Origin of the sequence: Variovorax atrisoli, from assembly GCF_014195185.1 — a bacterium.
GTDB lineage: Bacteria > Pseudomonadota > Gammaproteobacteria > Burkholderiales > Burkholderiaceae_C > Variovorax > Variovorax atrisoli.
Genome location: NZ_JACIBG010000004.1, coordinates 19,024 through 44,506, shown reverse-complemented (window position 1 = coordinate 44,506; position 25,483 = coordinate 19,024). Strand labels below are relative to the sequence as shown.

Here is a 25,483-nt window from a genome sequence, read left to right as displayed (position 1 = left end):
CCCCCGAGGGGGAGGCGCGGCCCGCCTTGGGGCGGCCCGGCGGCGGCCGCCTTCCCGGAGTGAAGTGATGGACCCCAGACTGCTGAGTCTGTACGAACAGGAACTGCGCTACTTCCGCGAAAGCTCATCGGAGTTCGCGCGCGCATTTCCGAAGATCGCGCATCGGCTCGGCATCGAAGGCCAGGAGGTGGCCGATCCGTACGTGGAGCGGCTGATCGAGGCCACTGCTTTCCTCTCGGCGCGCGTGGGCCTGAAGCTCGATGCCGAATACCCCCGCTTCACCGGCCACCTGCTGGACATCGTCTATCCGCACTTCCTCGCGCCGACGCCGGCGATGGTGGTGGTCTCGTTCGCGCCCGACCCTGACGACGCCAACCTCGCCACCGGCCCGAGCCTGCCGCGCGGCAGCGGGCTGCGCGCGCGGCAGGCGGTGGGGCAGAACACGCACTGCGAGTTCCGCACCGCCAGCGCCCTGCGCATCTGGCCCGTCGAGGTGCAGCGCGCGCAGTACTTCACCTATGCGCCCGACCTGCCGCTGAACACGCATCCGCAGTCGCGCGCGATCCGCGGCGGCCTGCGCATCGTGCTGCGCGCCACCGCCGGACTGGACTTCAGCCAGATCGCGCTCGACGACCTCGTGCTGCACTTCGGCGGCGCGGAAGACGTGGCCTGGCAACTGCACGAGTGCGCGCTGGGCCAGCCCATCGGCGTGCTGGTGCGGCCGCTGGGTCCGGGCGGCGCGCTGCAGGGCACGCCGCGCAGTCTGCCGCCGAGCGCCATCGGCGCGGTCGGTTTCGAGGACGACGAGGCGCTGCTGCCAGTCACCGCCACCGGCTTCTCGGGCTTCAGGCTGCTGCAGGAGTACTTCGCGTTCCCGCAGCGCTTCCAGTTCGTGCGCATCGGCGGGCTCAAGGCGCTGCTGGCGCAGATGCCGGTGGGCGAGGTCGAGATCGTGCTGCTCTTCTCCCGCGGCGACGCGGCCCTCGAGAAGCTCGTGAGCGCGGACAACGTGCTGCTGCACTGCGTGCCCGCGGTGAACCTCTTCAGCAAGCGGCTCGACCGCGTGCCGCTGAACGAGGGCGTGAGCCAGTTCCACCTGGTGCCCGACCGCACGCGGCCGCAGGACTTCGAGGTGCACACCGTCACCGAGGTCATCGGCCACGGCACGCCGGGCGCCGATGCGGCGGCGGCCGAGCAGCCGTTCCGGCCCTTCTACTCGGCCTTCCACGGCAGCCGCCTGAGTCATCCGGCCTACTTCACGGTCACGCGCGAGCCGCGCATGCTGTCGGTGCGCCAGCGCACCGAGGGCCACCGCAGCAGCCACATCGGCTCCGAGGTCTACATGCAGATCGTCGATCCGCAGCAGGCGCCGTACGCGGCCACGCTGCGGCAGCTGGCGGTGACCGCGCTGTGCACCAACCGCGACCTGCCGCTGCTGATGCCACTGGGCCGCGAGAACGACTTCGACTGCGTCGATTCCTTCCCCGTGCAGCGCGTGCGCATGGTACGCGGGCCATCGCGGCCGGTGTCGCCGGTGGTGAGCCAGGGGCTGGGCTGGCGCGTGGTCGACCACCTCGCGCTCAACTACCTGTCGCTGTCCGACAGCACGCCGGAGCAGGGCGCTGCCGCGCTGCGCGAGACGCTGATGCTCTACGCGGTGCACGCCGACGAGATGCGCCAGGGCCAGGTGCGTGGGCTGCTGTCGGTGAAGTGCAAGCCGGTGGCGCGCCGCCTGCCGATGAAGGGGCCGATCGCCTTCGGCCGCGGGCTGGAGGTGACGCTCGAAGTCGACAAGGACGCCTTCCACGGCCACAGCAGCTTCCTCTTCGGTGCCGTGCTGGCGCGTTTTCTCTCGCGCCACGTGGAGGTGAACCATTTCGTCGAGACCGTGCTGCGCATCGCGGGCAAGGGCGAGATCATGCGCTGGAGGCCGCTGTGCGGGACGCGGCAGATCCTGTGACCGCTGCCGCTGCCGGTGCGCCCGGCACGGCCCGCGCGCCCGAGCAGGGCGGGGGCACCGTGCAGTCCCGCGTCGATGCGGCGTTGCGCGGCTGGTCGGCCGAGCCCTGGGCCTTCGACTACTTCGCGGTGATGCGCCGGCTCGAATCGGTCGCAAGGACCACGCCGCGCTGGGGCCGCGCGCTGCTGCCCGGCGCCGAGCCGGTGCGCGTGGGCCAGGAGCCGTCGCTCTCTTTCGCGCCGGCGAGCTTCAGCCGCTTCGAGCCCGCGACCGCGCATTCGCCGCCGCGCCTGCGCCAGCAGTTCTTCGGTTACATCGGCCCCAACGGGCCTCTGCCGGTGCACCTGAGCGACTTCATCCGCGAGCGCAGCCTGAACCATGGCGACCCGACGTGGCTGGCCTTTCTCGACAGCTTCTCGCACCGCTTCTCGCTGCACTTCTACCGCGCGTGGGCCCAGTCGCGGCCCGCGGTGGCGCTGGACAGGCCGGGCGAGGATCGCTTCCGCCTGCAGATTGGCGCGCTGGTGGGCATCGGTGCACCGGGGCGCGTGGGGCGCGACGAGATCCACGACGACGCGCGGCTGCACTTCTCGGGCTGGCTCGCGCGCCGCGTGCACAACGTGGAGAGCGTGGAGTCGGTGCTGTGCAGCTACTTCGGCGTGCCGGTGAAGCTGGAGCGCTGGGTCGGCCACTGGATGAGCCTGCCCGCAGGCGAGCTCACGCGGCTGGGGCAGGGCGAGAGCTCGCGCGCCATGGGCATGGGCGCCATGCTCGGCACCCGCGCATGGGACCGCCAGCACCGCGTGCGCCTGCATCTCGGTCCGCTCACGATCGAGCAGTACCGCATGTTCCTGCCCATCGGCGATGCGCGCCCCGTGCTGCAGCGCTGGATGCAGCAGCTGCTCGGCGACGAGCTCGAGTGGGATGCCGAGCTCGTGCTCGAGAAGGCGCAGGTGCCCGCCACCCGACTGGGCGCGGCCAAGGGCAGCGCGCCGCGCCTGGGCTGGGTGTCGTGGCTCGGCGAGCGCAGGCGCTCGCGCGACGCCGCCGACGTGCGCATCGCCAGCCAGTCTTTCAACAAACCCACCTTCATTCGTCCAGAAGAGATACGGAGTCCCTCATGAGTGAAATCAGCCGCACCGCCCTTTTCGGCAAGCTCAACTCGCTGGCCTACAAGGCCATCGAAGGCGCCACCGTGTTCTGCAAGATGCGGGGCAATCCCTACGTGGAGCTGGAGCACTGGTTCGCGCAGCTGCTGCAGGCGCAGGACTCCGACCTGCACCGCGTGATCCAGCACTACGGCCTCGACGTGTCGGTCATCGCCAAGGACATGACGGCCGCGCTCGACCGCCTGCCGCGCGGTGCCACCGCCATCAGCGACTTCTCTCCGCACATCGAGAACGCCATCGAGCGCGCATGGACCTACGCCACCCTGCAGTTCGGCGAGGCGCAGGTGCGCACCGGCTACCTGCTGGTGGGCATGCTGAAGACGCAGAGCCTGCGCAACCCGCTGTTCGGCCTGTCGAAGCAGTTCGAGAAGATCAAGGTCGAGGACCTGTCCGACAACTTCGCGAAGATCTGCGACGCCTCGCCCGAGGCGCAGATGCGCGCGCAGGACGGCACCGGCATGGGCAGCGGCGCGCCCGGCGAGGAGTCCGGTGCGATGGCGCCGGCCGCCATGGGCAAGGGCGATGCGCTGAAGAAGTTCGCGGTCGACCTCACCGAGAAGGCGAAGAAGGGCGAGATGGACCCGGTCACCGGCCGCGACGAGGAGATCCGCCAGATCGTCGACATCCTCATGCGCCGCCGCCAGAACAACCCGCTGCTGACCGGCGAGGCCGGCGTCGGCAAGACGGCCGTGGTCGAGGGCTTCGCGCAGCGCCTGGCGCGCGGCGACGTGCCGCCGCAGCTGAAGGACGTGAAGCTGCTCACCCTCGACATCGGCCTGCTGCAGGCCGGCGCGAGCATGAAGGGCGAGTTCGAGCAGCGCCTGCGCCAGGTGATCGACGAGGTGCAGAGCTCGCCCACGCCCATCATCCTTTTCATCGACGAGATCCACACGCTGGTGGGCGCGGGCGGCGCGGCCGGCACAGGTGACGCGGCCAACCTGCTCAAGCCGGCGTTGGCGCGCGGCAACCTGCGCACCATCGGCGCCACCACCTGGGCCGAGTACAAGAAGTACATCGAGAAGGACCCGGCGCTCACCCGCCGCTTCCAGGTGGTGCAGGTGCCCGAGCCCGACGAGACCAAGGCCATCCTGATGCTGCGCGGCGTGGCCAGCGTGCTCGAGAAGCACCACCGCGTGCAGCTGCTCGACGAGGCCATCGAGGCGGCCGTGAAGCTGAGCCACCGCTACATTCCCGCGCGCCAGCTGCCCGACAAGGCCGTGAGCCTGCTCGACACCGCCTGCGCGCGCGTGGCCGTGTCGCAGCACGCCACGCCGCCCGAGGTGGAGGACTGCATGCGCCGCATCGAGGGGCTGACGGTGGAGCAGGAGATCATCGGCCGCGAGGAAGCCATCGGCATCGACGTGACCAAACGCGCCGCGCAGGTGGCCGCGCTGCTGGCCGAATCGAAGGTGCAGCTCGATGCGCTGAACGCGCGCTGGCAGGAAGAGAAGGGGCTGGTCGACCGGCTGCTGGAGCTGCGCAGCAAGCTGCGCGCGGGGAACAAGCCGGTGGACTCGCCGCAGGCCGAGGGCGGGGCGAAGGCCGACGTGCCCCCGCCCCAATCCTCCCCCAGCGGCGGAGGGGGCGAAGACCGTGCCGCGCTGCTGGCGGAGCTGCACGAGCTGCAGGCGAAAATCCACGCGGTGCAGGGCGAATCGCCGCTCATCCTGCCTTCGGTCGACGAGCAGGCCGTGGCCTCGGTCGTGGCCGACTGGACCGGCATTCCCGTCGGCCGCATGGTCAAGAACGAAGTCGAGGCGGTGCTCAAGCTCGCCGACACGCTCAACCAGCGGGTGATCGGCCAGAAGCACGGACTGGAGATGATCGCGCGGCGCATCCAGACCTCGCGCGCGCGGCTGGACAACCCGCAGAAGCCCATCGGCGTGTTCATGCTCTGCGGCACCTCCGGCGTGGGCAAGACCGAGACCGCGCTCGCGCTGGCAGAGGCGCTGTACGGCGGCGAGCAGAACATCATCACCATCAACATGAGCGAGTTCCAGGAGGCGCACACCGTCTCCACGCTCAAGGGCGCGCCGCCGGGCTACGTCGGCTACGGCGAGGGCGGCATCCTGACCGAGGCGGTGCGCCGCCGCCCGTACAGCGTGGTGCTGCTCGACGAGGTGGAGAAGGCCCACCCCGACGTGCACGAGATCTTCTTCCAGGTCTTCGACAAGGGCTGGATGGAAGACGGCGAGGGCCGGATGATCGACTTCAAGAACACCATCATCCTGCTGACCACCAACGCCGGAAGCGAGCTGGTGATGAGCATGTGCCGCGACCCCGAGCTGCTGCCCGACCCGAATGCGCTGGCCGATGCGCTGAAGGCGCCGCTGATGAAGGTGTTCCCGCCCGCGCTGCTGGGCCGCATCGTCACCATTCCCTACTACCCGCTGTCGCCGGACATGATGAAGAAGATCGTGCGGCTGCAGCTGGGCCGCATCAAGAAGCGCGTGGAAACCAACCACGGCGTGCCCTTCGAATACAGCGACGCGGTGGTCGACCAGGTGGTCGCGCGCTGCCAGGACCCGGAGTCGGGCGGGCGCGTGATCGACGCGATCCTGACCAACACCGTGCTGCCGACGATCTCGGTCGAGTACCTGCAGCGGCTGGCCTCGGGCGGCGAGATCCGCCGCGTGGCGCTGGATGTGAAGGACGCGGACTTCACCTACGCCTTCGATTGAGATCCCTCCCCAAGAGAAAAAGATGGCCGACAACGAGTTCCGCATCGAGAGCGATTCACCCGCCAAGGACGACCTGATGTTCTGGCGCATCGTGGGGCACGAGGCGCTGGCGCGCCCGTCGGCCTACGAGCTCACGGTGCTCTCGACGAACAAGGCCATCGACGCCAAGGACATCCTCGGGCATGCCTTCGACGTGGTGATCGGGTTCAAGGATGCCGACGGCGGCAGCCACGAGCGCCACTGCCAGGGCCATGCGGTGCGCTTCGTGCGGTCGGGCCACATGGGGCGGCACTATGAGTACCGCATCACGCTGCGCTCCTGGTTCTGGCTGCTCACCAAGCGCAGGAACTCCCGCATCCTGCAGGAGAAGAAGGTGCTGGAAGTGCTCGACGCGGTGTTCGAGGACAGCCCCATCAAGCGCTTCAAGAAGACCAAGGCCGACAACGTGGTCGGCACCCACAACCCGCGCCGCTACTGCGTGCAGCACCAGGAGAGCGACTACGGCTTTCTCTCGCGCCTCCTGGAGGACGAGGGCATCTACTACTGGTTCGACGCCCACGACGCGCCCGGCACCATGCATCTCTCGGACGCCAGCGACATGGCGCACGAGAAGCTGCCGGCCGCCGACACCCTGCGCCACATGGCCCTCAACGCCGCCGAGCCGCGCTTCAACGAGATCTCGCGCTGGGTGAGCGGGCGGCAGTTCGATACCGGCAAGCATTCGTCGCGGGACAGCGACTTCAAGGCGATCAAGAAGAAGCTGGGCTCGGACATCGATGCCTCGGCGCCGCACGAGCTGGCAGGCCTGGAAATCTTCGAGTTCCCCGGCGGCTATTTCACCGGCGACGATGCCGAGAACCGCGCCAAGCTGCGCGGCGACGAGCTCAATGCGCGCCGCGACCGCCACTGGGCGATCACCACCTGGCCCGACGTCACCGCGGGCCGCGGCTTCACGTTCGAGGGCGATCCCGACGGCACGCGCAACGGCGACTACATCATCGCGGCATGCACCTTCGTCGCCAGCCACAGGGGCTACGAAGGCGTCAGCGCGGCAACGGTGGCGCAGCCGGTGCGCAGTGCGCTGGCCGAGGCGCTGCGCGACGACGCCGTCAACGCCGACACGCTGCAGGTGCTGGAGGAACTGATCGCCGTCACGCCGGCGCTGCATGCCGCGCAGACCGGCAGCAGCGCCTTCCTGCTCACGGTGATTCCCGCGGACCGGATGTTCCGCACGCCGCGCCTCACGCCGCGCGTGACCATGCCCGGCCCGCAGACCGCCATCGTGGTCGGCCCCAAGGGCGACGAGCTGCACGTGGACGACCACGGCCGCGTGAAGGTGCACTTCCTGTGGGACCGCTACGACGAGAGCAACGAGAAGTCGACCTGCTGGGTGCGCGTGTCGCAGCCCTGGGCGGGCAAGGGCTGGGGCGGCTACTTCGCGCCGCGCATCGGGCAGGAGGTGATCGTCGACTTCCTCAACGGCGACCCCGACAGGCCGGTCATCGTGGGGCGGGTCTACAACGACGACCAGCCGATCCCGTACAAGTCGCCCACGCAGAGCGGCTTCAGGACGCGTTCCACGCCCGGCGGCGGCGTGAACAACTACAACGAGATCATGTTCGAGGACAAGAAGGGCAGCGAGGCCCTGAACATCCACGCCGAGAAGAACATGGGCACCGTGGTCGAGAACGACCAGAGCCTCACGGTGCAGAACGACCGCACCGTCACCGTCGAGGGCAAGGAAAGCTACACGGTCCTCAAGACCCAGATGAACCACGTGGTCAAGGCGCAGACCAACAAGTTCGACGACAACACCTTCACCACCACCCTGGGCAACCAGACCATCGGCACCAAGGGCACGCAGAGCACGGTGGTCAACGGCGCTGTGTCGGTGCACACCAACGCCACGTATGCGCTGACGAGCGTGGGCGCGTATTCGCAGACCTCGCAGTCGATCACGATCAACTCGGTGGGGGCGGTCAGCCTGACATCGGGCGCGAGTGTCGCGATGGCCTCCGTCGGTGCGATGAAGATGACCACCAACGCCGACCGAACCGACGCATCGGCCGGAAGCCACAGCATCTTCTCCAACGCGATCAAGGCGGTGTCGAACTCCGACCTGAACCTGATCGCCGTGGGCAACATCAACGCCACCTCGGCCGGCTCCAACACCACCGTGCTGGGCGCCAACTCCAGCGGCTACATCGGCGTGAACAGCGAAGCCAACATGGGCATGGCGCGCTCCACCTTCATGGGCCTTTCCATCGACACCATGATGGGCCTGAGCATGGCTTCCTGCCTGGCCCTGCAGATGGAGACGGCGGCGGCCCTCAAGCTCGGCTTCGCGGGCGTGGACCTGAGCATCTCCCCGGTGGACGTGGAGCAGCGCCAGGCCAAGGTCATCATGCCGGGCGGTGGTGCAGGCGGCGGCGCGGGCGGAGCATTCGCCATGGGCGCTTCCATCGGAGCCGCGATCGGCGCGGTGGCGTACTCGGCCGTGTCCTCGGTGGTCGACGTCAATGCGACCTACGAACAGTACGAGAACGCATCGAAGGCGCTGAACGAGGCCGCCGAACAGGCGCAGGCCCTCGGGCTCAGCAGCCTGTCGGCGCGGCTGGCGGCGGCCAAGTCCATCACCGACGCGCGGCGCGACCGGGCCTGGTACAACCCGGACAACATGCGGCTGCATTCCGATCCGGCCGATCGCGCTGCGGCTTTCACGACCGACGGCAATCCGCAGAGTGCGCCGGTCAATGCGGTGTCGGGGCCCGCGGCACCCCCCGGCAGCACCGTGCCGGCGCCGCCGATGCCGGTTTCGACCCCCGCCGCGGCCGGCAGCCAGCCGCTGCCCTCGGCGCCCGAATAGCAGGGGCACGCGCGAGATGCACATACAGAAGCCGAACACCGCCGCGCTCAGCTTCAGGCCCATCGAGTACCGGTCGAAGGCCGGCCTGTGCCTGAGCACGATGCTGTTCGTTCCGATGTCCGAGTCCATCGGCCTGCTGCGCGAGCAGTCGATGTGGGACTGCGTGTCGAAGCTCATGGCCGTGCCGCTGATCGACGAGGGCGTCGCCAAGCTGACGCCCGAGTTCCTGGTCGTCGGACGCGTCCATGCCGCCGATCCGAAGGCGCGGGGTGCGGTGGCGCGCGTGCGGCTCGGCACTGCGGCCAAGTCGGTGCTGGCCTTTTCGCCGCGCCACTGGGACGGCGACCGCGTCGTGCAGTCGGAAACCTACCGGCCCGTGGCGCTGGACTGGGCCAACGCCTATGGCGGCCCGGGCTTCGCGGACAACATGCAGGGCATGGGCGCGGCGCCCGTGGGCGGCGTGCACCTGCTGCCCCTGCTGGAGCTGACGGATTCGCGCATCAGCGCCCCCGGCGACGTGGTGCGGCCCGCGGGCTTCGGCGCGCTGGACCTGATGCACCCGCAGCGCGCCGCGCTGCGCGGCACCTACGACGACAGCTACCTGAAGACGCATGCACCTGGCTTTCCGCCCGACGTCGACTGGCGCCACTTCAACATGGCGCCACGCGACCAATGGCTCGATGCGCCCCTGCGCGGCGACGAAGCCTTCGCGCTGGAGAACATGCACCCTGCCAAGCCTTTGCTGCAGGGCAAGCTGCCGGGCCTGAAGGTGCGGGTGTTCGCCAACTACCGGCTGCCTCCCGAGCAGGCTGCTGCGCATGCCGATGCGCACAAGCTCAAGGAAGTGCCCATGCGCCTGACCACCGTGTGGTTCTTCCCTGAGGTCGAGCGCATGGTGCTGGTCTGGCACGGCCTGGCCGAAGTAGCCGAGTACGACGGCACAGACATCGCGCACCTGATGTGCGCCGTCGAGCGCCTGGGCGAGCCGCGCGGCGACGCCCACTACGCCGAAGTGCTCGCGAAGCGGCTGGACCCGGTGCACGGCGGCATCGAGAGCCTGAACGATGCCGACCTGCTGCCCGAGGGCATCGATACCACCGACCCCGATTTCGAGCAGGCCAGCGCCGTCTTCAAGATGGACGGCCTGCAGGGCGATGCACAGTTCCGGCGCGCCGAGATCGACGTGGCCCTGGCGCGCGAGAAGGTGATCGCCAGCGGCAAGGACCCCGATGCCATGGGCCTGAAGGCGCCCGTGCGCGAAAAGCCGCCGAGCATGGGCGAGCTGCCCGCGTACATCAAGGCCAAGCAGAAGGAGGCCGACCAGCAGCACTGGGCCGCGGTGGACGACATGGTCACCCAGCTCGAGAAGGTCCTGCGCTTCGAGGACGAACACCAGGTGAAGCTGGCTGACCTGGTGCATCGCGGGCCGCCGCTTTACACCGCCGACGCCCATCTCGCCGAACTCAAGGCGCAGGGCGGCAGGCTGCCGATGCCCGAGGCGCAGCTGCTGGCCAGGCTGCGGCAGAAGGAGGGCGCCGAGCGCCTGGGCTATCTGCAGTCGGCCCACATGCAGCCGCCCGCGCATCCCCTGAAAGGAGAGCAAGGAGCGGCGCGCAGGCAGGAAGCGCAGTGGCTCGCGGAACACGGGCACCGTACCCTGCCGTGCATCGACCTCACGGGCGTCGACCTCTCGGGGCTGGACCTCAGCGGCTTCGACTTTTCCGGCGCATGGCTGGAGAGCACCAACCTGCGCGGCGCCAACATCTCGGCCTGCAACTTCACAGGCGCGGTGCTGGCCCATGCCGACATGCGCGACTGCGTCGCGGTGGCATCCGACTTCACCGGCGCGAACCTGGGGCGTGCGAAGCTGGCCGGCGCGGTGTTCGACCGGGCCAACCTGGGGGGCGCCATGCTGATGCACACGGCCATGGCGAAGACCCAGATGCGCCACGCCAGCCTGGCCGGCGCGAACCTGCTCGAAACCACATGGGGCAGTGCCGACTGGGGCTGCGCGCAACTGGCAGGCGCCGTCTTCTACAAGCTGGACCTGCAGGGGCTCGACCTGCGAGAAGCCGACCTGAGCGGGGCGAGCTTCATCGAGTGCGATGTGCGCGGCGTGGATCTCTCCGGTGCCAGGCTGCAGTCCGCGAGCTTCGTCACCTGCATGCTGCAAGGTGTGCGCATGGTCGGCGCGCAGGCCAGGGGCGTGGTGTTCACCAAGGGCACGGTGCTCGACGGGCTGGATGCCGGCGGCGCCGACATGAGCGGTGCCAACCTCGGGGAGTGCAGTGCGGTGGGGCTGCGCGCCCCCCGGGCCACGCTCGATGCCGCGAATCTCGGCATGGCCGACCTGCAGGGCGCCGACCTGCGGCTGGCCTCCGCCAAGGGCACGCTCTTTCGCAAGGCGCGCTGCACTCGCGCTCGCATGGCGGGCACCAACTGCCAGGATGCGATCTTCTCGAATGCCGACCTGATCGGTGCGGACTTCCGCAAGGCCAACCTGTTCGCCGCCGATCTCACGCGCGTGGCCCTGAGCGGCGACACCCAGTTCGAGGGCGCGCTGATCACGCGCGCGCGCACATGGCCGCGGCTCACGCCCGAGCAGCAGGCACTCGCCGCGGCCCACGGCGAAGCCCGAAGCGCAGGTGCGCCATGAGAGTGAGCGCCGAACTCCTGTCGCTCGGCGCGGGCCTGGGCGAGACCTTCGAGGCCCAGGACTTCAGCGGCGGCCACTATGCCAAGGCCTTTCTTGGCGGTGGCATCTTCACGCGCTGCACATGGGGCGGCGCCGACCTGCGCGAAGCCGACGCGCGCGAGACCGTGTTCGACCAGTGCGACCTGCGAGGCAGCCTCCTTGCCGGCGCCAACCTGCGCCATGCGGTGTTCAACCGCTGCAAGCTGGACCATGCGGACTTACGCGGCGCCAACCTGCATGCCGCCACCTTCAACGAGTGCGACCTCGCGCATGCGCAGTTCGGCGATGCATGGATGAGCATGGCCAAGCTGCACGCCTGCGCGCTCGACCATGCCGGCATGCAGCGCGCGCAGCTCGACGCCACCGTGCTGTCGAAGAGCAGGCTGATCGACGTCAACGCCGACCAGTCGCACTGGACCCACACGGTCGTGAGCGAGTGCGATCTGGACCGCATGACGTGGACGGGGGCGCCGATGACCCGGGTCGTGTTCTCCAACGTGAGCCTTAAGAACAAGCAATTCGCTGGCGGCAGCTATGCGTCGTGCCAGTTCTCGGGCTGCGACATGAGCGGCAGCAGCTTCGCTGGCGCCCATCTCGCGCAATGCAACTTCCAGGGCAGCACCCTGGAAGGCTGCGACTTCAGCGAGGTGGATGCGCCGCAAGCCGTCTTCTGCGAAGTCGTCGGCGAGTCGGTGCGGTTTCGCAAGGCCCGGCTGCAGCAGGCGCTCTTCACGCAGGCCGTGCTGCCCGGCGCCGACTTCGCGGCCGCCCGCCTGCACCAGTGCCACTTCGCGAAGGCCACGCTGCCGCGCGCGCTGTTCGTGCAGGCCGACTGCACCTACGCAGACTTCAAGCATGCGGACCTGCAGGGCGCCGACCTGCGGGAGGCGACGCTGTTTCGCACCGTCTTCCATGGCGCGAAGCTGCAGGACGCGCAGTTCACCGACCGCACCCAGGCGCTGGGCACCGACGCCGATCTGGCCCGCTCCGAACAATGGGCGCCCGCCTGAGCGGCCGCACCGTCTGCAACCGATCACCTCGAGCCACATCCCATGAGCACCACCACCCTTTCCACGCGACGTGTGGCCTCCGCGCCGCACAGGCCCGCCCCCCTCCAGGCTGGCTGGCACCGCGCCCTGGTGCGCGAGCTTTCCCCGCAGGCGGTCTCGCTGCGCGTCGGCGAGCGGCAGGTCCAGGCGCGGCAGGCCTTCAGCTGCCTGGTCGCATTGCAGGAGGGAGACAGCGTCGCCGCGCTGCTCGACGACCAGCAGCAATGGTGGGTGATGGCCGTGCTCGAGCGCGGCGGCGCGCAGGACGTGCGCCTGCAAAGCCGCGGTGCGCTCGAACTGCACGCCGAACGCGTCGGCATCGATGCGAGGGACACCCTGTCGCTGGCTGCGCCCCAGGTGCGGCTGAACTGCGAACAGGCCGATGCGATGGGCGAGCGCCTCAACCTCGTGGGCAGCGCCGTCAAGGCCATCGGCGCAACGCTATCGACGCTGTTCGACCGCGTGCAGCACCGCAGCCAGCAGCACATGCGCAGCACCGAGGGCCTGGACCGCACGCAAGCCGGGCACATGGAGCTGCAGGCGCAGCAGCTGCTGCAGATCCACAGCGAACACACCTTGATCGACGGCGAGAAGCTGGTCAAGGCGCGCGGCGCGCAGATCCACCTGGGCTAGGGGCACGTCATGTTCGCCAACACGCAGATGATGGGCACCGACATGGGCTTTCCCGACGTGTGCCTCACGCCCACGCCGGCCGGCCCGGTGCCCATCCCGTACCCCAACATCGCGATGGGGCCGATGGCCATTCCGAACTGCCCGACCATTCTTTTCATGTGCACGCCGGCGCATAACCTGGGCACCACCATACCGATGACCAATGGCGACAACGCGGGCGTGAACATGGGCGTGGCCTCCGGCTCGGTCATGGGGCCCTCGCGCCATCTCACGGGCGCGTTCACGGTGCTGCTCAACGGCATGCCCGCCACGCGCCTGACCAGCGTATCGCTGCAGAACAGCACCAACTGCCCCGGCGTGCGCGTCGTGCCGAGCCAGGCGTTGGTGCTGTTGCTGGCGCCATAGAGGAACCGAAGCAAAGAGGCTGCGCCGCCGTACAGGCGCATGGGGGAGAAAGCCGAAAATGGCAGACAAGGAGTTCCGAATCGAGAGCGACTCGCCCGTCACGGACGAGCTCATGTTCTGGCGCATCGTGGGTCACGAGGCGTTGGCGCGCGCGTCGATCTACGAGCTCACTGTGCTGTCGGAGAACAAGGCCATCGATGCGAAGGACATCCTCGGCCGGGCCTTCGACGTCGTCATCGGCTTCGAGGATGCCGACGGCGGCACGCACGAGCGCCACTGCCAGGGCCATGCGGTGCGCTTCGTGCGCGCGGGCCATGCCGGGCGCTACTTCGAATACCGCTTCACGCTGCGCTCGTGGTTCTGGCTGCTCACCAAGCGCAGCAATTCACGCATCCACCAGGAGAAGAAGGTGCTCGAAGTGCTCGACGCGGTGTTCGAGGACAGTCCCATCAAGCGCTTCAAGAAGACCCGCACCGACAACGTGGTCGGCACGCACAAGCCGCGCCGCTACTGCGTGCAGCACCAGGAGAGCGACTATCAGTTTCTATCGCGCCTGTTGGAAGACGAAGGTATCTATTACTGGTTCGATGCGCACGACGCACCGGGCACCATGCACATGTCGGATGCCAGCGACATGGCGCACGACAAGCTGCCCGCGGCGGACACCCTGCGCTACGTGCCGAGCGACTCGGCCGAGGCGCGCTTCAACGAGATCTCGCGCTGGGTCAGTGAGCGGCAGTTCGACACCGGCAAATACGCCTCCACCGACAGCGACTTCAAGGCGATCAAGAAGAAGCTCGAGGCGGCCGGCGGCACGCCCGACAAGCACGAGCTGGCCGAGTTCGAGGCCTTCGAATTCGCGGGGGGCTACTTCAACGGCGGCGATGCCGACGACAAGGGCAAGCTGCGCGGCGAGGAAATCGGCGCGCGCCGCCAGCGCCACTGGGCGCTCACACCTTGGCCCGACGTGGCCGCGGGCCGCAGCTTCAAGTTCGAGAACGACCCTGACGGCACGCGCGACAGCGACTACGTGATCGCCGCCTGCACCTTCGTCGCGAGCCACCCGGGCTATGAAGGCGCGGACATCGAGGAGCCGCGCGTGCCGCCCACGCGGCTGCTGCGCGAGGCGCTCGCCGACGATGCCGTGCTGGCCGACACCCTGCCGGCGTTCGAGGCGATCGCCGCGCGCATGCCGTCGCTCGACGCCGGCCGTCCGGGCGCCAGCGCCTTCCTGCTCACGGTGTTCCCGGTCGACATGCCTTTCCATCCGCCGCGCCTCACGCCGCGCGTGGTGATGCCGGGGCCGCAGTCGGCCATCGTCGTGGGCCCGTCGGGCGAAGAGATCCACGCCGACGACTTCGGCCGCGTGAAGGTGCACTTCCACTGGGACCGCTACGACAAGAGCAACGAGAAGTCGACCTGCTGGGTGCGCGTGTCGCAGCCCTGGGCGGGCAAGGGCTGGGGCGGATACTTCTGCCCGCGCATCGGCCAGGAGGTGATCGTCGACTTCCTGAACGGCGACCCCGACCGGCCGCTGATCGTGGGCCGCGTCTACAACGACGACCAGCCCATTCCGTTCGGCACCCACACGCAGAGCGGCTTCCGCACGCGCTCGACGCCCAAGGGCAGCGCGGCCAACTGCAACGAACTGCGCTTCGAGGACAAGAAGGGCTCGGAGCAGGTGTACCTGCACGCCGAGAAGAACCAGGACATCGAGGTCGAGAACGACGAGACCCACTGGGTGGGCCACGACCGCACCAAGACCATCGATCACGACGAGACCACGCATGTGAAGCACGACCGCACCGAGACGGTCGACAACAACGAAACCATCACGGTGCACGGCCAGCGCACGGAAACGGTGGACAAGAACGAGACCATCACGATCCACCAGAACCGCATGGAGACGGTGGACCAGAACGAGACCATCTCCATCGGGCAGAACCGCACGATCACCGTCGGCGCGAGCGAGACGGCCACCGTGGCGCTGCAGCGTACGCACACGGTGGGGATCAACGAGACCATCACCGTGGGGGCGGCGCAGGAGATCACGGTGGGCGCGATGCAGGCGGTGACGGTGGGGGCGAGCCAGACGATCAGCGTGGGGGCGAATCAGTCGAGCAGCATCGGGGCCAATCGGTCGGTGGATGTTGGGGCGAACCTGTCGACGAACGTGGGCGCAGATGAGTCACGCAGCGTGAGCTCGGGCCGGACCACCAGCGTGAGCAAGGACGACTCGCTTTCCGTGGGCAAGAACCTCGTGATCGATGCGGGCGATTCCATTTCCATCACCACCGGCAGCGCGAGCATCACGATGAAGAAGGACGGGACCATCGTGATCAAGGGGAAGGACATCACGATGGATGCTTCCGGAAAGATCAATCAGAAGGCGAGCAGCGACATCGTGATGAAGGGTTCGAAGATCTTGCAGAACTGAAGGCAATCAAGAAGGAGCTGAACATGAGCGGCAGGGACTTGATCGAGGCGAAGCTGGCACAGGCACTGGACACGGGTGCATGGAACGGCATGGTGATCGGCGAGTTGGTGGGCGTCGCCGACGAAGGGCGCACGCCGCTCGTCATGTTCGAGGGACAGCCCGGCACGGCCGCGGTGCCCGCGCGCAGCGTCGTCGACCTGCATGGCGCGCACGTGGGCCGGGCGGTGAGCCTCATGTTCGAGCGCGCCGACCCGGCGCGGCCGCTCGTGATGGGGGTGGTGCGCGGCGACGGCGCATGGCCCGCGGACGGCAAGCCGGCGCAGGTCGAGATCGACGCCGACGGCGAGCGCCTGCTCGTGAGCGCGCGCGAGCAGATGGTGCTGCGCTGCGGCAAGGCCAGTATCACGCTGACGCGCTCGGGCAAGGTGCTGATACAGGGCAGCTATGTGCTGAGTCGTTCCACGGGCACGAACCGCATCAAGGGCGGCGCCGTGCAGATCAATTGAGCGTGCGCGAACACCGGGAGCCGTCATGGAAGTCGTGAACGCCACCGGAATGACCCTCGGATACACCATGGGCATGGAGCCGTCGGGCCGCGAGTTGCTGGTCGTCGTGGTGAAGGGCACATTCGCGATACCGGGCGACGGTGCCGTGGCGCCGCGCCATGCGGTGCAGCTGCCGCTCATCACCGCCGACACCTTCACCGGCGATCCGGGCTATTCGGCGCCCGTGCAGGAGGTGGACTATGCGCCGCGCAAGCCGCGCTGCGACATCCTGCTCACGGGCACAGCCCATGCGCCGCATGGCGAACCGGCGCAGCGCGTGCCGGTGGGGGTGCGTGTGGGCGGGTGGAAGAAGATGTTTTCCGTCGTCGGCGCCCGGCACTGGAGCGCGGGGCTGTCCGGCGTGCGCGCCTCGCCACCCGAAGCTTTCGTCACGCAGGCCATCAGCTACGACGTCGCGTTCGGCGGCGTCGACGAGCGCCATGATGACCGCGCCCGCCACGGCGCCTACATGGCCAACCCGGTCGGCTGCGGCTGGCATTGCAACCTTCAGTCCGCACTGCTCGATGGCACGCCGCTGCCGCGAACCGAAGCTTTCGACCGGCCCGTGGAGGCACCCGACGGCACCTATGCGCCGATGGCCTTCGGGCCCATAGGCCGCGGCTGGTCACAGCGCCTGCCTTATGCCGGCACCTACGACCAGGACTGGATCGACAACACCTTCCCCTTCCTGCCTGCGGATTTCAACGACGCCTACTACCAGGCCGCACCGCCCGACCAGCAGGTGGACTTCCTGCGCGGCGGCGAAGAGGTCGCGCTCGGAAACCTGTCGGCGGCGGGGCAGCTTCGCTTCTCGTTGCCAGTGCTCGACGTGCCCGTCACGTTCTTCCGCCGCAAGGGCGGCCACGAGACGGTGCAGGGCACGCTCGACACGCTGGCCATCGACACCGATCGCATGCTGTTTACCATGGCCTGGCGCGCCACGATGCCGTTGAAGAAGAGCATCTTCGAGGTGTCGAACGTGCTGGGTGGGCGCATGTCGGCAGGATGGTGGCGCGCCCGCGCGCTTGGCAAGCAGTGGCATCCCTCGCTGGGCGAGTTGGTGCGCAGCCGGCGCGGCGAGACGGAGCCGCAGCTATGACGGCACCCGCGATCACGGTGAGCCGTACCGGGCTCGTCACCGGGGTCGGGCTCGACGCAGCTTCCACTTGCGCCGCCATCCGGGGCGCCGTGGACAACTTCCAGCAGACCCGGTTCCGGGACCGCGACGGCGAGTGGCTCATGGGCTGCGAGGTGCCGTTCCCACAGCCGTGGCGCGGAGAGAAGCGCCTGCTCAAGATGGCCGCGCGCGCGGTTGCCGAATGCCTGGCCGGATTCGACCGCGACAGTTGCGAAGCCATGCCGCTGCTGCTGTGCCTGGCGGAATCCGGCCGGCCCGGCCGGATCGTGGACGACGATGCGCGCTTCTTCGAGGCGCTCGAGGATGAACTCGGCATGCGCTTTCATCCCGATTCCTCCGTGATCGCGCGCGGGCGCGTGTCGGCAGGCGTCGCGCTGCTGCGGGCGCGCCAGTTGATCGGCGAAGGGCGGGCGGCGCAGGTCGCGATTGCCGCGAGCGACAGCCTGCTTGATGGTGCGGCGCTGGCCGACTGCGAGCGGCGCGATCGCCTGCTGACGAGCGGCAACTCGGACGGTTTCATTCCGGGCGAGGGGGCAGCCGCGCTGCTGGTCGAGGCCATGGGCGTGCACACCGACGGACAACTTGTGTGTCGCGGGCTCGGTTTCGCGGTGGAAAAGGCGCACGTCGATTCGGAAGAGCCGCTGCGCGCCGACGGACTCACGGCTGCCATTCGCCAGTCGCTGCAGGAAGCCGGCTGCGGCGAGAGCATCTTGCAGTTCAAGATCATCGACGCCTCGGGCGGGCAGTACGCGTTCAAGGAGGCAAGCCTTGCCTTTGGGCGCATCGATCGCACTAAGCGCACCGAGTTCGACGTGTGGCATCCGGCGGACTGCATTGGCGAGGTGGGTGCGACCATCGGGCTGGTGATGATCGCCGTGCTCAAGGCGGCTTGCGAGAAGGCCTACGCCAAGGGCGAGCACGTGCTGCTGCACCTGGGCAACGAGGACGGGCGGCGCTCGTCCATGATCTTTTCCTGGTGCGACGGACGAGGCTGACGCATGACCAACCAGGTGTTCGCCAACGGCCGCGAGATCGCCTGCAAGGCGGGGGCGGGAAAGACCATCTGCGCCATGCCCGACGTGTGCATGACGCCGCCCGAGAACCCGGCCACGCCGCCCGGCGTGCCGGTTCCCTACCCGAACACCGGCCTGGCTTCCGACACCACGGAGGGAAGCCGGAGTGTGCAGATTTCCGGCCAGGAAATCATGCTGAAGAACAAGTCCTATTTCAAGACATCGTCGGGCGACGAGGCCGGATGCGCGGCGAAGAAGGGCGTGGTGTCGAGCAAGAACAAGGGCAAGGTGTATTTCATCGACTGGTCGATGGATGTGAAGTTCGAGGGCGAGAACGCGGTGCGCCACCTCGACAAGACCACCAACAACCATGGCAGCCCGACGGCCAACGAAGCGGTGCCGTGGCCGTTCGTCGACTCGATGGCCGACGGCGACATCAAGAAGCTGTGCGATGGCGACAAGGCGCGTGAGGCGTCGGCCTGCCAGGAGTACAAGCCCGCCAAGCCCGACGGCAAGGACGTCTGCGCCGAAACCGGGTTGGGCGGCGACTTCGGCTCGATCAAGGGCGACCTGGGCGGCGCAGCCAAGAAGGCCAGCGAGAACCCTTGCGCAGCCGCTCGCCGCTGCCGGCTCGTGCCCTACAAGGCCTCGCCGCCCGTGGAGGACGGCATCGGCGGCTGTTGCAAGGCGCAGACGGGCGACCACATCGTGCCCAAGAGTTCGTTCTTCCAGGACCGCTACGGCGGCAAGCCCATGAAAGGCTGGGAAGCCTACGACATGAACAAGGCGCCCTGCATGTGCACCGAAGGCGGCAGCTGTTCGGGCACGCACGGCCTGCGCCACACACACCACAAGACCACGTCGCCCGTGGCCAATGGAGAACCGAATCCGTTCGACAAGGAGGTCACGCACTGCGCCAAGGGCGCCAAGGCCGTGGCCCCGCATTGCAGCCAGGAATGCCTGGAGGCCCAGCTCAAGGAAGGCCACAAGGGGCTGGGCGACCCATCCAAACCGGTGAAGCATTCATCCACCGGCAAGACCGACATCTCGCACTACGCGTCGCTGCAGGCGACGGTCAACGAAACGGCAGGCAAGCTGGGTGCCGCGCTGCCCTGAACACAAGGAGTTCCATATGCCGGAGAAGGTTTCCATTTCACGCGAGTTCGTCAGGGGCGCGGCCCGCATGGCGGACCTCGTGTACGTCATCAGCCAGATGAAAACGCTCATCGAGCAGGACATCGCGCACGTCAGCCTGGTCGGCCTCTACAAGGGCAACTGGGGCGACGCCTTCAACACCACCTGGAACGCCACGGCCATCGCGGTGGCGAAGTCGCCGGCTGAGAAGGTCGTGCTCGTCGGCGAGGACGGCGAGGTCAGCACCTACGTGGGCGGTCGGCGCGAAGACGAAGCCATCGATCCGCGGCCCGTCATGGTCCGCCATGCGCGCGAGATCGGCGGCGAGGTCTTTGTCTGCGGCAGCAAGCGCCAGGTGTTCCGGCGTATCGGCGAAGGGCAGTGGTTAGACATGAGCGCGCCGCGCGCCGGCCAGACGGAGGTGTTCGGTTTCGAGGCGATCGACGGCTACGGCTGGAACGAGATCTATGCGGCCGGCTGGGCCGGCGAGATCTGGCGCCACGACGGCACCGCGTGGACCCGGTGCGGCAGCCCCACCAACGTGATCCTCTCGGCCGTCTGCTGCGCGGGCGACGGCCTGGTATATGTCGCGGGGCAGGGCGGCGTACTCGTCAAGGGACGCGGCGATGCGTGGGCGCCCGTGGCATGGGAAGACGAGGTCGATGCCGACCTGTGGGACCTGTGCTGGTTTCGCGACGAGCTCTATGTGGCCACCATGTCGGGGCTTTACACGCTCGACGCCAATCGCCTGGTGCCGGTCGACTTCGGCGCGATGGGGCCCGTGAGTTGCTACAACCTCTCGGTGGCACAGGGCGTGATGTGGTCGGTCGGCAAGGCCGACGTGGCGTCGTTCGACGGCACCACTTGGCGCAAGTACGACTGACGGGGCCGTTGCGTGAAAACAGCCGACGCCATTCCTCGCTACGCTGCCATGCCGGTCGGGCTGGTCGTGATGCGGCATGCCGAGGAGTCGGCGCTGCTGTGCAATCAGCGCTTCTTTCTAGCCGGCTCTGCGCATGCCCGGCTGCACCATCTGCGCCGTCTGGACGACCGGCTCGCGGCCCACCTCGACGGCCTGGCTGTCGCGGGCGAAGCCGGCAGCAGGGCCTGCGATGCGGCGCTGGGCAACGCCGGGCGCGGCGAGGTGTTCGCCGCCACGGTGCTGGCCGTCGTCAATCACGATCTTCCCCGGCTCGACCGCCTGCTGGCACTGGCCGAGGCGCTGCCGGCGGTGCGTGAGGCCAGCGCGCTGGCCGTCGGCTGGGCGGCCGCCCATTCGTTGCGCGGGCTCGCGAAAGACCTGCTCGATTCGCCTCTGGCGTTCCGCCGCAGCACCGCCATCGCGGCCTGCGATTCCCACATGGTCGACCCCGGCCCGATGTTGGCTGAAGCCGTGGTGGACAGCGATGCGACGCTGCGCGCGCAGGCGCTGCGTGCCGCCGGTGAATGCGGCCGCATCGACCTCGTTGCCGCATGCCTGGCGGCAACCGCCGACAACGATCCCGCTTGCCGCTTCTGGGCCGCCCGTTCGGCCGTGCTGCTGGGCGAACGCCACCGGCCGGTGCGCGCGCTGCTCGACGCCGCGTTGGTGCCGGGTACGCCGCAGAGCCTGCAGGCGCTGTCGCTGCTGTTCAAGCTCGCGACGGCCGAGCAGGCCGCGCCGCTGCTGGCCGACATGCGCGGCAAGCCTGCGCGCCTGCGCGACGCGGTGCGCGGCGCGGGTGCCCTGGGCGACCCACGCATCGTGCCGTGGCTCCTCTCGTTGATGGACGATCCTGGCTTGGCACGTATCGCGGGCGAAGCCTTCAGCACCATCACGGGACTGGATCTCGCCTGGCTCGATCTCGAATGCAGGCCGCCGCAGGACTTCGAATCCGGTCCCGACGACGATCCCGCGCACGACGACGTCTCGATGGACGAGGACGACGGCCTGCCGTGGCCCGATCCCGCGAAGCTGGGCGATTGGTGGCGTGCGAACGCTGAGCGCTTCCAGCCCGGACAGCGCTACTTCATGGGGGGGCTGCCGTCATGGGCGCATTGCGTTGGCGTGCTGGGCAGCGGCTTCCAGCGGCAGCGTATCGCGGCAGCAGAGCACCTGTGCCTCTTGCGGCCCGGCAGCAAGCTCTTTCCTACGCAAGCGCCCGCGTGGCGGCAGTTGCGCTGGATAGCGCAGACGCAGGACAACTGACGCTGCCGCATCGCACATGGGCGCGAAGTTCATCCTCGCCGCGCTGGCCGCCGTGTTGTTCGCCGCGGCGCTCGTGCGCCCCGGCCCCGCCACCCGCACCTGGCTCCTCATCGCCGCCATCTTCACCGCCGTCGCAGCCTGGCTGCAATGGCATACCTCTTAAGGCGAGATTGCCAACATGCCCCACGGAATGAATACTCCCTGCGAGTTTGTTCGGGCGCATTCAGGCACAGAGCCTTCGGGGGCCGATTCATGATCCACATCGCTGTCATCACCCGGCAAGGCGCTCCGGCGGGGCAGTCCATCGCCGCGGACTTCGGCCCCAATGGCGGCACCATCGGGCGGGCCGATACCAACACGCTGGTGCTCGACGATCCCGACCGCACGGTGTCGCGGGTGCATGCGCAGGTGCTGTGCCGCGACGGGCAGTACTTCGTCATCGACCGGGGCAGCAACCCGATGCAGTGCAACGGCGTGTCGCTGGGCTCGGGCAAGGAGGCGGCGCTGACCGATGGCGCGCGGCTGGTGGTGGGCAGCTTCGAACTCACGGTGCGCGTGACGGCAGCGGCACCGGCTGCCGGTGCCGCGCCGCAGCCCGCGCTGGCCATTCCCGAGACGGTGCTCGGCGCGTCCTCGGGTGCGCCTTCGGGTGCTGCGCCGTCGAGCGACGATCCCTTTGCGGACCTGCTCGCCGGCCTTGCGCCTCCACCTGCGCCGGCCGCACCGGCCGCGCCCTCCAGGCCGGCCGCGGCATCTCCCGCGGCCGCGCTGCCCGATTCGCTGCTCTTTCCCGATCCGATGGAAAGCGGCTCGCGCAACGTGCAGGCCGCGCAGGTCGACCCCTTCGCCAACCTGCTCGGGCCCGCGCCGTCGTCGACGCCGGCGGCGGGCCTCGGCGCGCTCGACGATTTCTCCGATCTCGGTGCGCCGCCTGCGAACGGGAAGGCGGCGAACATCGACGAGCTTTTCGGCGGCATGGGCGGTGGCGGCGGCATCGGCGGCGATCCGCTCGCGCTGTCGCCGCTGGCCGATCCGCTGCTGCAGCCGAACACCGCGTCCAACGCCGATCCGCTGGCGGCCCTGCAGCAGGCTGCGCCTCCCACGCCCACGCCGCGCCCCGACCATCTGCCCATCGACCAGTTCGGCTTCACGCCGCCCAAGGCGGTCGAGCCGCCGAGACCGCCTGCGCCGCCGCCGGTGATGACGCCCGCACCGTTACCGTCACCTGCGCCCATGCCCGCACCGCCGCCGCTGCCGCAGTTCGACGACATGACCGGGCAGCCGATCCGCATCAGTGGCCCGGAGGGCTCCGGCAGGCCGCTGGAGCCTTTGAAGCCTCCCGCTCCGGCACCCGTTGCCCGCTCGGTCGCGCAGCAGCCGCCGCCCGAGCGCATGGCCAGCGACGACGAACTGCTCGCGGCCTTCCTGCGTGGCCTCGCAAGCACGCATCAGCCGCCCGAGATGCTCACGCCGGGCCTGATGGAGCGCATCGGCTCGATGCTGCGCAGCGCCACCGAAGGCACGCTGCAGTTGCTGCTCACGCGCCAGGAGTTCAAGCGCGAGGTGCGCGCCGAGGTCACGATGATCGCGGCGCAGGCCAACAACCCGCTGAAGTTCTCGCCCACGGTCGAGGTGGCGCTGGCGCACCTGCTGGGCCCCGGCGTGCGCGGCTTCATGCCGCCCGAGGCCGCGATGCGCGATGCCTTCAACGACCTGCGCGCGCACCAGTTCGGCGTGATGGTGGGCATGCGCGCGGCGCTGGCCCATGTCATCGCGCGCTTCGAGCCGGCGGAGCTGGAGAAGAAGATCAGCGCGAAGACCGCGCTCGACGCGCTCTTCAGCGCCAACCGCAAGGCCAAGCTGTGGGACCAGTTCGTGTCGCTGTACGGCGGCATCGCGAGCGAGGCGGAAGACGACTTCCACAGCCTCTTCGGCAAGGCCTTCCTCGATGCCTACGAGGAGCAGATGGCGCGCCTGAAGTCCGACGCCTGACCCGCCCGGCCACAGGAACAGGCGCACAAGCAGCAACAGCAAGGGCAACGGCAGGCAGTCACGCACGCAGCACGAACGACGGCACAACAACCACCGCAGCACCCGCGAGGCACCCCGCTTGGAAATTGAAATCGTCACGCTCTCCCGCCAGGGGGGCCGCACCTACAACGAGGACGTGCATGGCCATTGGCACGACGAGCGCTACGTCGCCTGCCTGGTGGCCGACGGCGCCGGCGGCCATGGCGGCGGCGACGTGGCAGCGGCCACCGCGCGCGCCAGCATGCTCGGCGGCTTCTCGGTCGCGCCGGGGCTCGACGAAGCCACGCTGCGCGGCCTGGTGGAGCAGGCCAACCGCGACGTGGTCGCGCGCCAGGCCGAGGGCGGCAAGCTCGCGGGCATGCGCTCGACCATCGTCTTCGCGGCCATCGACCTCGAAAGCCAGGCGCTCGCCTGGGTGCACAGCGGCGACAGCCGCGCCTACCTGTTCCGCGGCGGCGCCATCGTGGCGCGCACCACCGACCACAGCCTCGTGCAGCAGATGGTGGCCGGCGGCATGCTCGACGAGGAGGGCGCGCGGCTGCATCCGCAGCGCAACATGCTGCTGTCGGCGTTGGGCTCGATCGAGGAGGAGCCCGAGATCGCCGTGTCCGAGCGCATGCGCCTGCTGCCGGGCGACGTGCTGCTGCTGTGCAGCGACGGCGTGTGGGAGCCGCTGGGCGATGAGTGCCTGATCGACACGCTGCATGCCTCGCGCACGCCCAGCCAGTGGACCGAGCTGATCGACGCGCAGGTCAAGGCGAATGCCAAGCCGGGCCACGACAACTACACGGCGCTCACGCTGTGGGTGATCGAGGACGACGAGGACGACGTGACACGGTTGATGCCGGAGAACGCGATGCCGACGGATTCCTGAATCCTCTCGCCTGCGCAGCGAAAGAAGCCGGCAAGCCAGCGCAGAAAGGAAAAGGGCCCGCAGCGATCGCGCCGGGCCCTTTCTGCATCAGCCGGTGCGGCTGTTCCTTCGGTCCTTCGTTCAGGCGCCGCCCGTGGTCGGCACCGTCTGCGGCGCGACGTAGGTGTACTTGCTCGCCGTCTTCTTGACCTTCTTCAGCGCGCTGCGCAGCAGCAGGGGCATGTCCGCGCGGTTGGGCAGGTTCGTGTAGTTGTCGATGCCCTGTTCCTTGCAGCAGTTGGCACAGCCGTTGTTGAGCAGGTCGAGCGCGTAGCGCGACTTGCTCAGCGTGCTGGATGCGCCGGGCGCACGGAACGGATCGAAGATGCCGTCCGGCAGCACCTTCTGTCCGAGCGCGATCGCCTGCGCCTGGAAGTGCGTGATGTGCTTCTGCGTGATCGGGCCGTAGTAGCCGTCCACGACGATCACCTCGGTCTGGCCCGGGGGCGGGTCCAGGTCGTGGTTGAAGCCGAGCAGCTCGTAGTAGAAGATCTTGAACAGCGCCTGCACCAGCATCACGTCTTCACGCGTGTTGGAGCCGATCCTGCCGACCGACCAGTCGATGTTGTAGGCGGTGAGCAGATCGCCGCTCTTGCCGATGAGTGGGGTGCTGAATGCCATTGCAT

Annotated in this window: 19 protein-coding genes; 18 read left to right on the top strand and 1 reads right to left on the bottom strand. The window is 68.8% G+C overall.

Annotated features, from left to right (window positions below):
- The first annotated feature begins 67 nt into the window (after positions 1 to 67).
- The 18 genes from tssF (at position 68) to FHY06_RS15385 (ending at position 24,818) form a co-directional block, all read left to right on the top strand.
- Complete coding sequence (gene tssF / locus FHY06_RS15470; RefSeq protein ID WP_184605710.1) at positions 68 to 1,960, top strand: type VI secretion system baseplate subunit TssF; 1,893 nt, start codon at positions 68 to 70, stop codon at positions 1,958 to 1,960.
- Positions 1,957 to 3,084, top strand: coding sequence for a type VI secretion system baseplate subunit TssG (gene tssG / locus FHY06_RS15465; protein ID WP_311733699.1), 1,128 nt, complete (start codon positions 1,957 to 1,959; stop codon positions 3,082 to 3,084). Before tssF ends, tssG begins: the two co-directional genes overlap by 4 nt.
- On the top strand, positions 3,081 to 5,810 hold the full coding sequence (tssH, locus tag FHY06_RS15460; RefSeq protein WP_126183929.1) for a type VI secretion system ATPase TssH: 2,730 nt from the start codon (positions 3,081 to 3,083) through the stop codon (positions 5,808 to 5,810). Before tssG ends, tssH begins: the two co-directional genes overlap by 4 nt.
- A 22-nt stretch (positions 5,811 to 5,832) precedes the next feature.
- The gene (locus tag FHY06_RS35050; protein ID WP_184605709.1) at positions 5,833 to 8,676 is read left to right on the top strand and encodes a type VI secretion system Vgr family protein; all 2,844 of its coding nucleotides are present in this window, start codon (positions 5,833 to 5,835) and stop codon (positions 8,674 to 8,676) included.
- A gap of 16 nt (positions 8,677 to 8,692) precedes the next feature.
- Complete coding sequence (locus tag FHY06_RS15450; protein WP_184605708.1) at positions 8,693 to 11,332, top strand: DUF2169 family type VI secretion system accessory protein; 2,640 nt, start codon at positions 8,693 to 8,695, stop codon at positions 11,330 to 11,332.
- Between the two features lie 2 nt (positions 11,333 to 11,334).
- A complete protein-coding gene (locus tag FHY06_RS15445; RefSeq protein WP_019655697.1) occupies positions 11,335 to 12,381 on the top strand; it encodes a pentapeptide repeat-containing protein in 1,047 nt (348 codons plus the stop codon).
- Between the two features lie 42 nt (positions 12,382 to 12,423).
- On the top strand, positions 12,424 to 13,053 hold the full coding sequence (locus FHY06_RS15440; RefSeq protein WP_184605707.1) for a DUF3540 domain-containing protein: 630 nt from the start codon (positions 12,424 to 12,426) through the stop codon (positions 13,051 to 13,053).
- A 9-nt stretch (positions 13,054 to 13,062) separates the two neighbouring features.
- Positions 13,063 to 13,458, top strand: a complete 396-nt coding sequence (locus FHY06_RS15435) for a DUF4150 domain-containing protein (RefSeq protein WP_019655699.1) — start codon at positions 13,063 to 13,065, stop codon at positions 13,456 to 13,458.
- A 58-nt stretch (positions 13,459 to 13,516) separates the two neighbouring features.
- Positions 13,517 to 15,895 carry a type VI secretion system Vgr family protein gene (locus FHY06_RS15430; protein WP_184605706.1) on the top strand — a complete coding sequence of 793 codons (2,379 nt, stop codon included), beginning with the start codon at positions 13,517 to 13,519 and terminating at the stop codon, positions 15,893 to 15,895.
- Positions 15,896 to 15,918: 23 nt separating this feature from the next.
- Positions 15,919 to 16,401 (top strand): DUF6484 domain-containing protein, encoded by a 483-nt coding sequence (locus tag FHY06_RS15425; protein ID WP_184605705.1) that lies wholly within the window; start codon positions 15,919 to 15,921, stop codon positions 16,399 to 16,401.
- Positions 16,402 to 16,426: 25 nt separating this feature from the next.
- Positions 16,427 to 17,539 carry a DUF2169 family type VI secretion system accessory protein gene (locus tag FHY06_RS15420; protein WP_184605704.1) on the top strand — a complete coding sequence of 371 codons (1,113 nt, stop codon included), beginning with the start codon at positions 16,427 to 16,429 and terminating at the stop codon, positions 17,537 to 17,539.
- Positions 17,536 to 18,573 carry a hypothetical protein gene (locus tag FHY06_RS15415; RefSeq protein WP_184605703.1) on the top strand — a complete coding sequence of 346 codons (1,038 nt, stop codon included), beginning with the start codon at positions 17,536 to 17,538 and terminating at the stop codon, positions 18,571 to 18,573. The genes FHY06_RS15420 and FHY06_RS15415 overlap by 4 nt, the downstream gene beginning before the upstream one ends.
- A gap of 3 nt (positions 18,574 to 18,576) precedes the next feature.
- A complete protein-coding gene (locus FHY06_RS15410; RefSeq protein WP_184605702.1) occupies positions 18,577 to 19,707 on the top strand; it encodes a PAAR-like domain-containing protein in 1,131 nt (376 codons plus the stop codon).
- Positions 19,708 to 19,723: 16 nt separating this feature from the next.
- Positions 19,724 to 20,608: a beta propeller repeat protein gene (locus FHY06_RS15405; protein WP_260310457.1), complete on the top strand. Its 885-nt coding sequence runs from the start codon at positions 19,724 to 19,726 to the stop codon at positions 20,606 to 20,608.
- Between the two features lie 12 nt (positions 20,609 to 20,620).
- On the top strand, positions 20,621 to 21,913 hold the full coding sequence (locus tag FHY06_RS15400; RefSeq protein WP_311733698.1) for a TIGR02270 family protein: 1,293 nt from the start codon (positions 20,621 to 20,623) through the stop codon (positions 21,911 to 21,913).
- A gap of 16 nt (positions 21,914 to 21,929) precedes the next feature.
- Positions 21,930 to 22,076 (top strand): hypothetical protein, encoded by a 147-nt coding sequence (locus FHY06_RS15395; RefSeq protein ID WP_184605701.1) that lies wholly within the window; start codon positions 21,930 to 21,932, stop codon positions 22,074 to 22,076.
- An 89-nt stretch (positions 22,077 to 22,165) separates the two neighbouring features.
- Entirely contained in the window at positions 22,166 to 23,905 is a 1,740-nt protein-coding gene (gene tagH, locus FHY06_RS15390; RefSeq protein ID WP_184605700.1) for a type VI secretion system-associated FHA domain protein TagH, read from the top strand.
- Positions 23,906 to 24,023: 118 nt separating this feature from the next.
- A complete protein-coding gene (locus FHY06_RS15385) occupies positions 24,024 to 24,818 on the top strand; it encodes a PP2C family protein-serine/threonine phosphatase (RefSeq protein WP_019655710.1) in 795 nt (264 codons plus the stop codon).
- A 120-nt stretch (positions 24,819 to 24,938) separates the two neighbouring features.
- On the opposite strand, the gene FHY06_RS15380 is transcribed toward FHY06_RS15385, so the two are convergent.
- Positions 24,939 to 25,478, bottom strand: a complete 540-nt coding sequence (locus tag FHY06_RS15380; protein ID WP_019655711.1) for a peptidoglycan-binding domain-containing protein — start codon at positions 25,476 to 25,478, stop codon at positions 24,939 to 24,941.
- Between the last annotated feature and the right edge of the window lie 5 nt (positions 25,479 to 25,483).

What these genes read in the sequence shown, in the direction of transcription:
- FHY06_RS35050 (WP_184605709.1), top strand. Translation starts at nt 5,833, where the DNA reads ATGGCCGACAACGAGTTCCGCATCGAGAGCGATTCACCCGCCAAGGAC.
- tagH (WP_184605700.1), top strand. Translation starts at nt 22,166, where the DNA reads ATGATCCACATCGCTGTCATCACCCGGCAAGGCGCTCCGGCGGGGCAG.
- FHY06_RS15395 (WP_184605701.1), top strand. Translation starts at nt 21,930, where the DNA reads ATGGGCGCGAAGTTCATCCTCGCCGCGCTGGCCGCCGTGTTGTTCGCC.
- FHY06_RS15435 (WP_019655699.1), top strand. Translation starts at nt 13,063, where the DNA reads ATGTTCGCCAACACGCAGATGATGGGCACCGACATGGGCTTTCCCGAC.
- FHY06_RS15440 (WP_184605707.1), top strand. Translation starts at nt 12,424, where the DNA reads ATGAGCACCACCACCCTTTCCACGCGACGTGTGGCCTCCGCGCCGCAC.
- tssH (WP_126183929.1), top strand. Translation starts at nt 3,081, where the DNA reads ATGAGTGAAATCAGCCGCACCGCCCTTTTCGGCAAGCTCAACTCGCTG.
- tssF (WP_184605710.1), top strand. Translation starts at nt 68, where the DNA reads ATGGACCCCAGACTGCTGAGTCTGTACGAACAGGAACTGCGCTACTTC.
- FHY06_RS15410 (WP_184605702.1), top strand. Translation starts at nt 18,577, where the DNA reads ATGACCAACCAGGTGTTCGCCAACGGCCGCGAGATCGCCTGCAAGGCG.
- FHY06_RS15450 (WP_184605708.1), top strand. Translation starts at nt 8,693, where the DNA reads ATGCACATACAGAAGCCGAACACCGCCGCGCTCAGCTTCAGGCCCATC.
- FHY06_RS15430 (WP_184605706.1), top strand. Translation starts at nt 13,517, where the DNA reads ATGGCAGACAAGGAGTTCCGAATCGAGAGCGACTCGCCCGTCACGGAC.
- FHY06_RS15420 (WP_184605704.1), top strand. Translation starts at nt 16,427, where the DNA reads ATGGAAGTCGTGAACGCCACCGGAATGACCCTCGGATACACCATGGGC.
- FHY06_RS15425 (WP_184605705.1), top strand. Translation starts at nt 15,919, where the DNA reads ATGAGCGGCAGGGACTTGATCGAGGCGAAGCTGGCACAGGCACTGGAC.
- FHY06_RS15415 (WP_184605703.1), top strand. Translation starts at nt 17,536, where the DNA reads ATGACGGCACCCGCGATCACGGTGAGCCGTACCGGGCTCGTCACCGGG.
- FHY06_RS15380 (WP_019655711.1), bottom strand. Translation starts at nt 25,478, where the DNA reads ATGGCATTCAGCACCCCACTCATCGGCAAGAGCGGCGATCTGCTCACC.
- FHY06_RS15405 (WP_260310457.1), top strand. Translation starts at nt 19,724, where the DNA reads ATGCCGGAGAAGGTTTCCATTTCACGCGAGTTCGTCAGGGGCGCGGCC.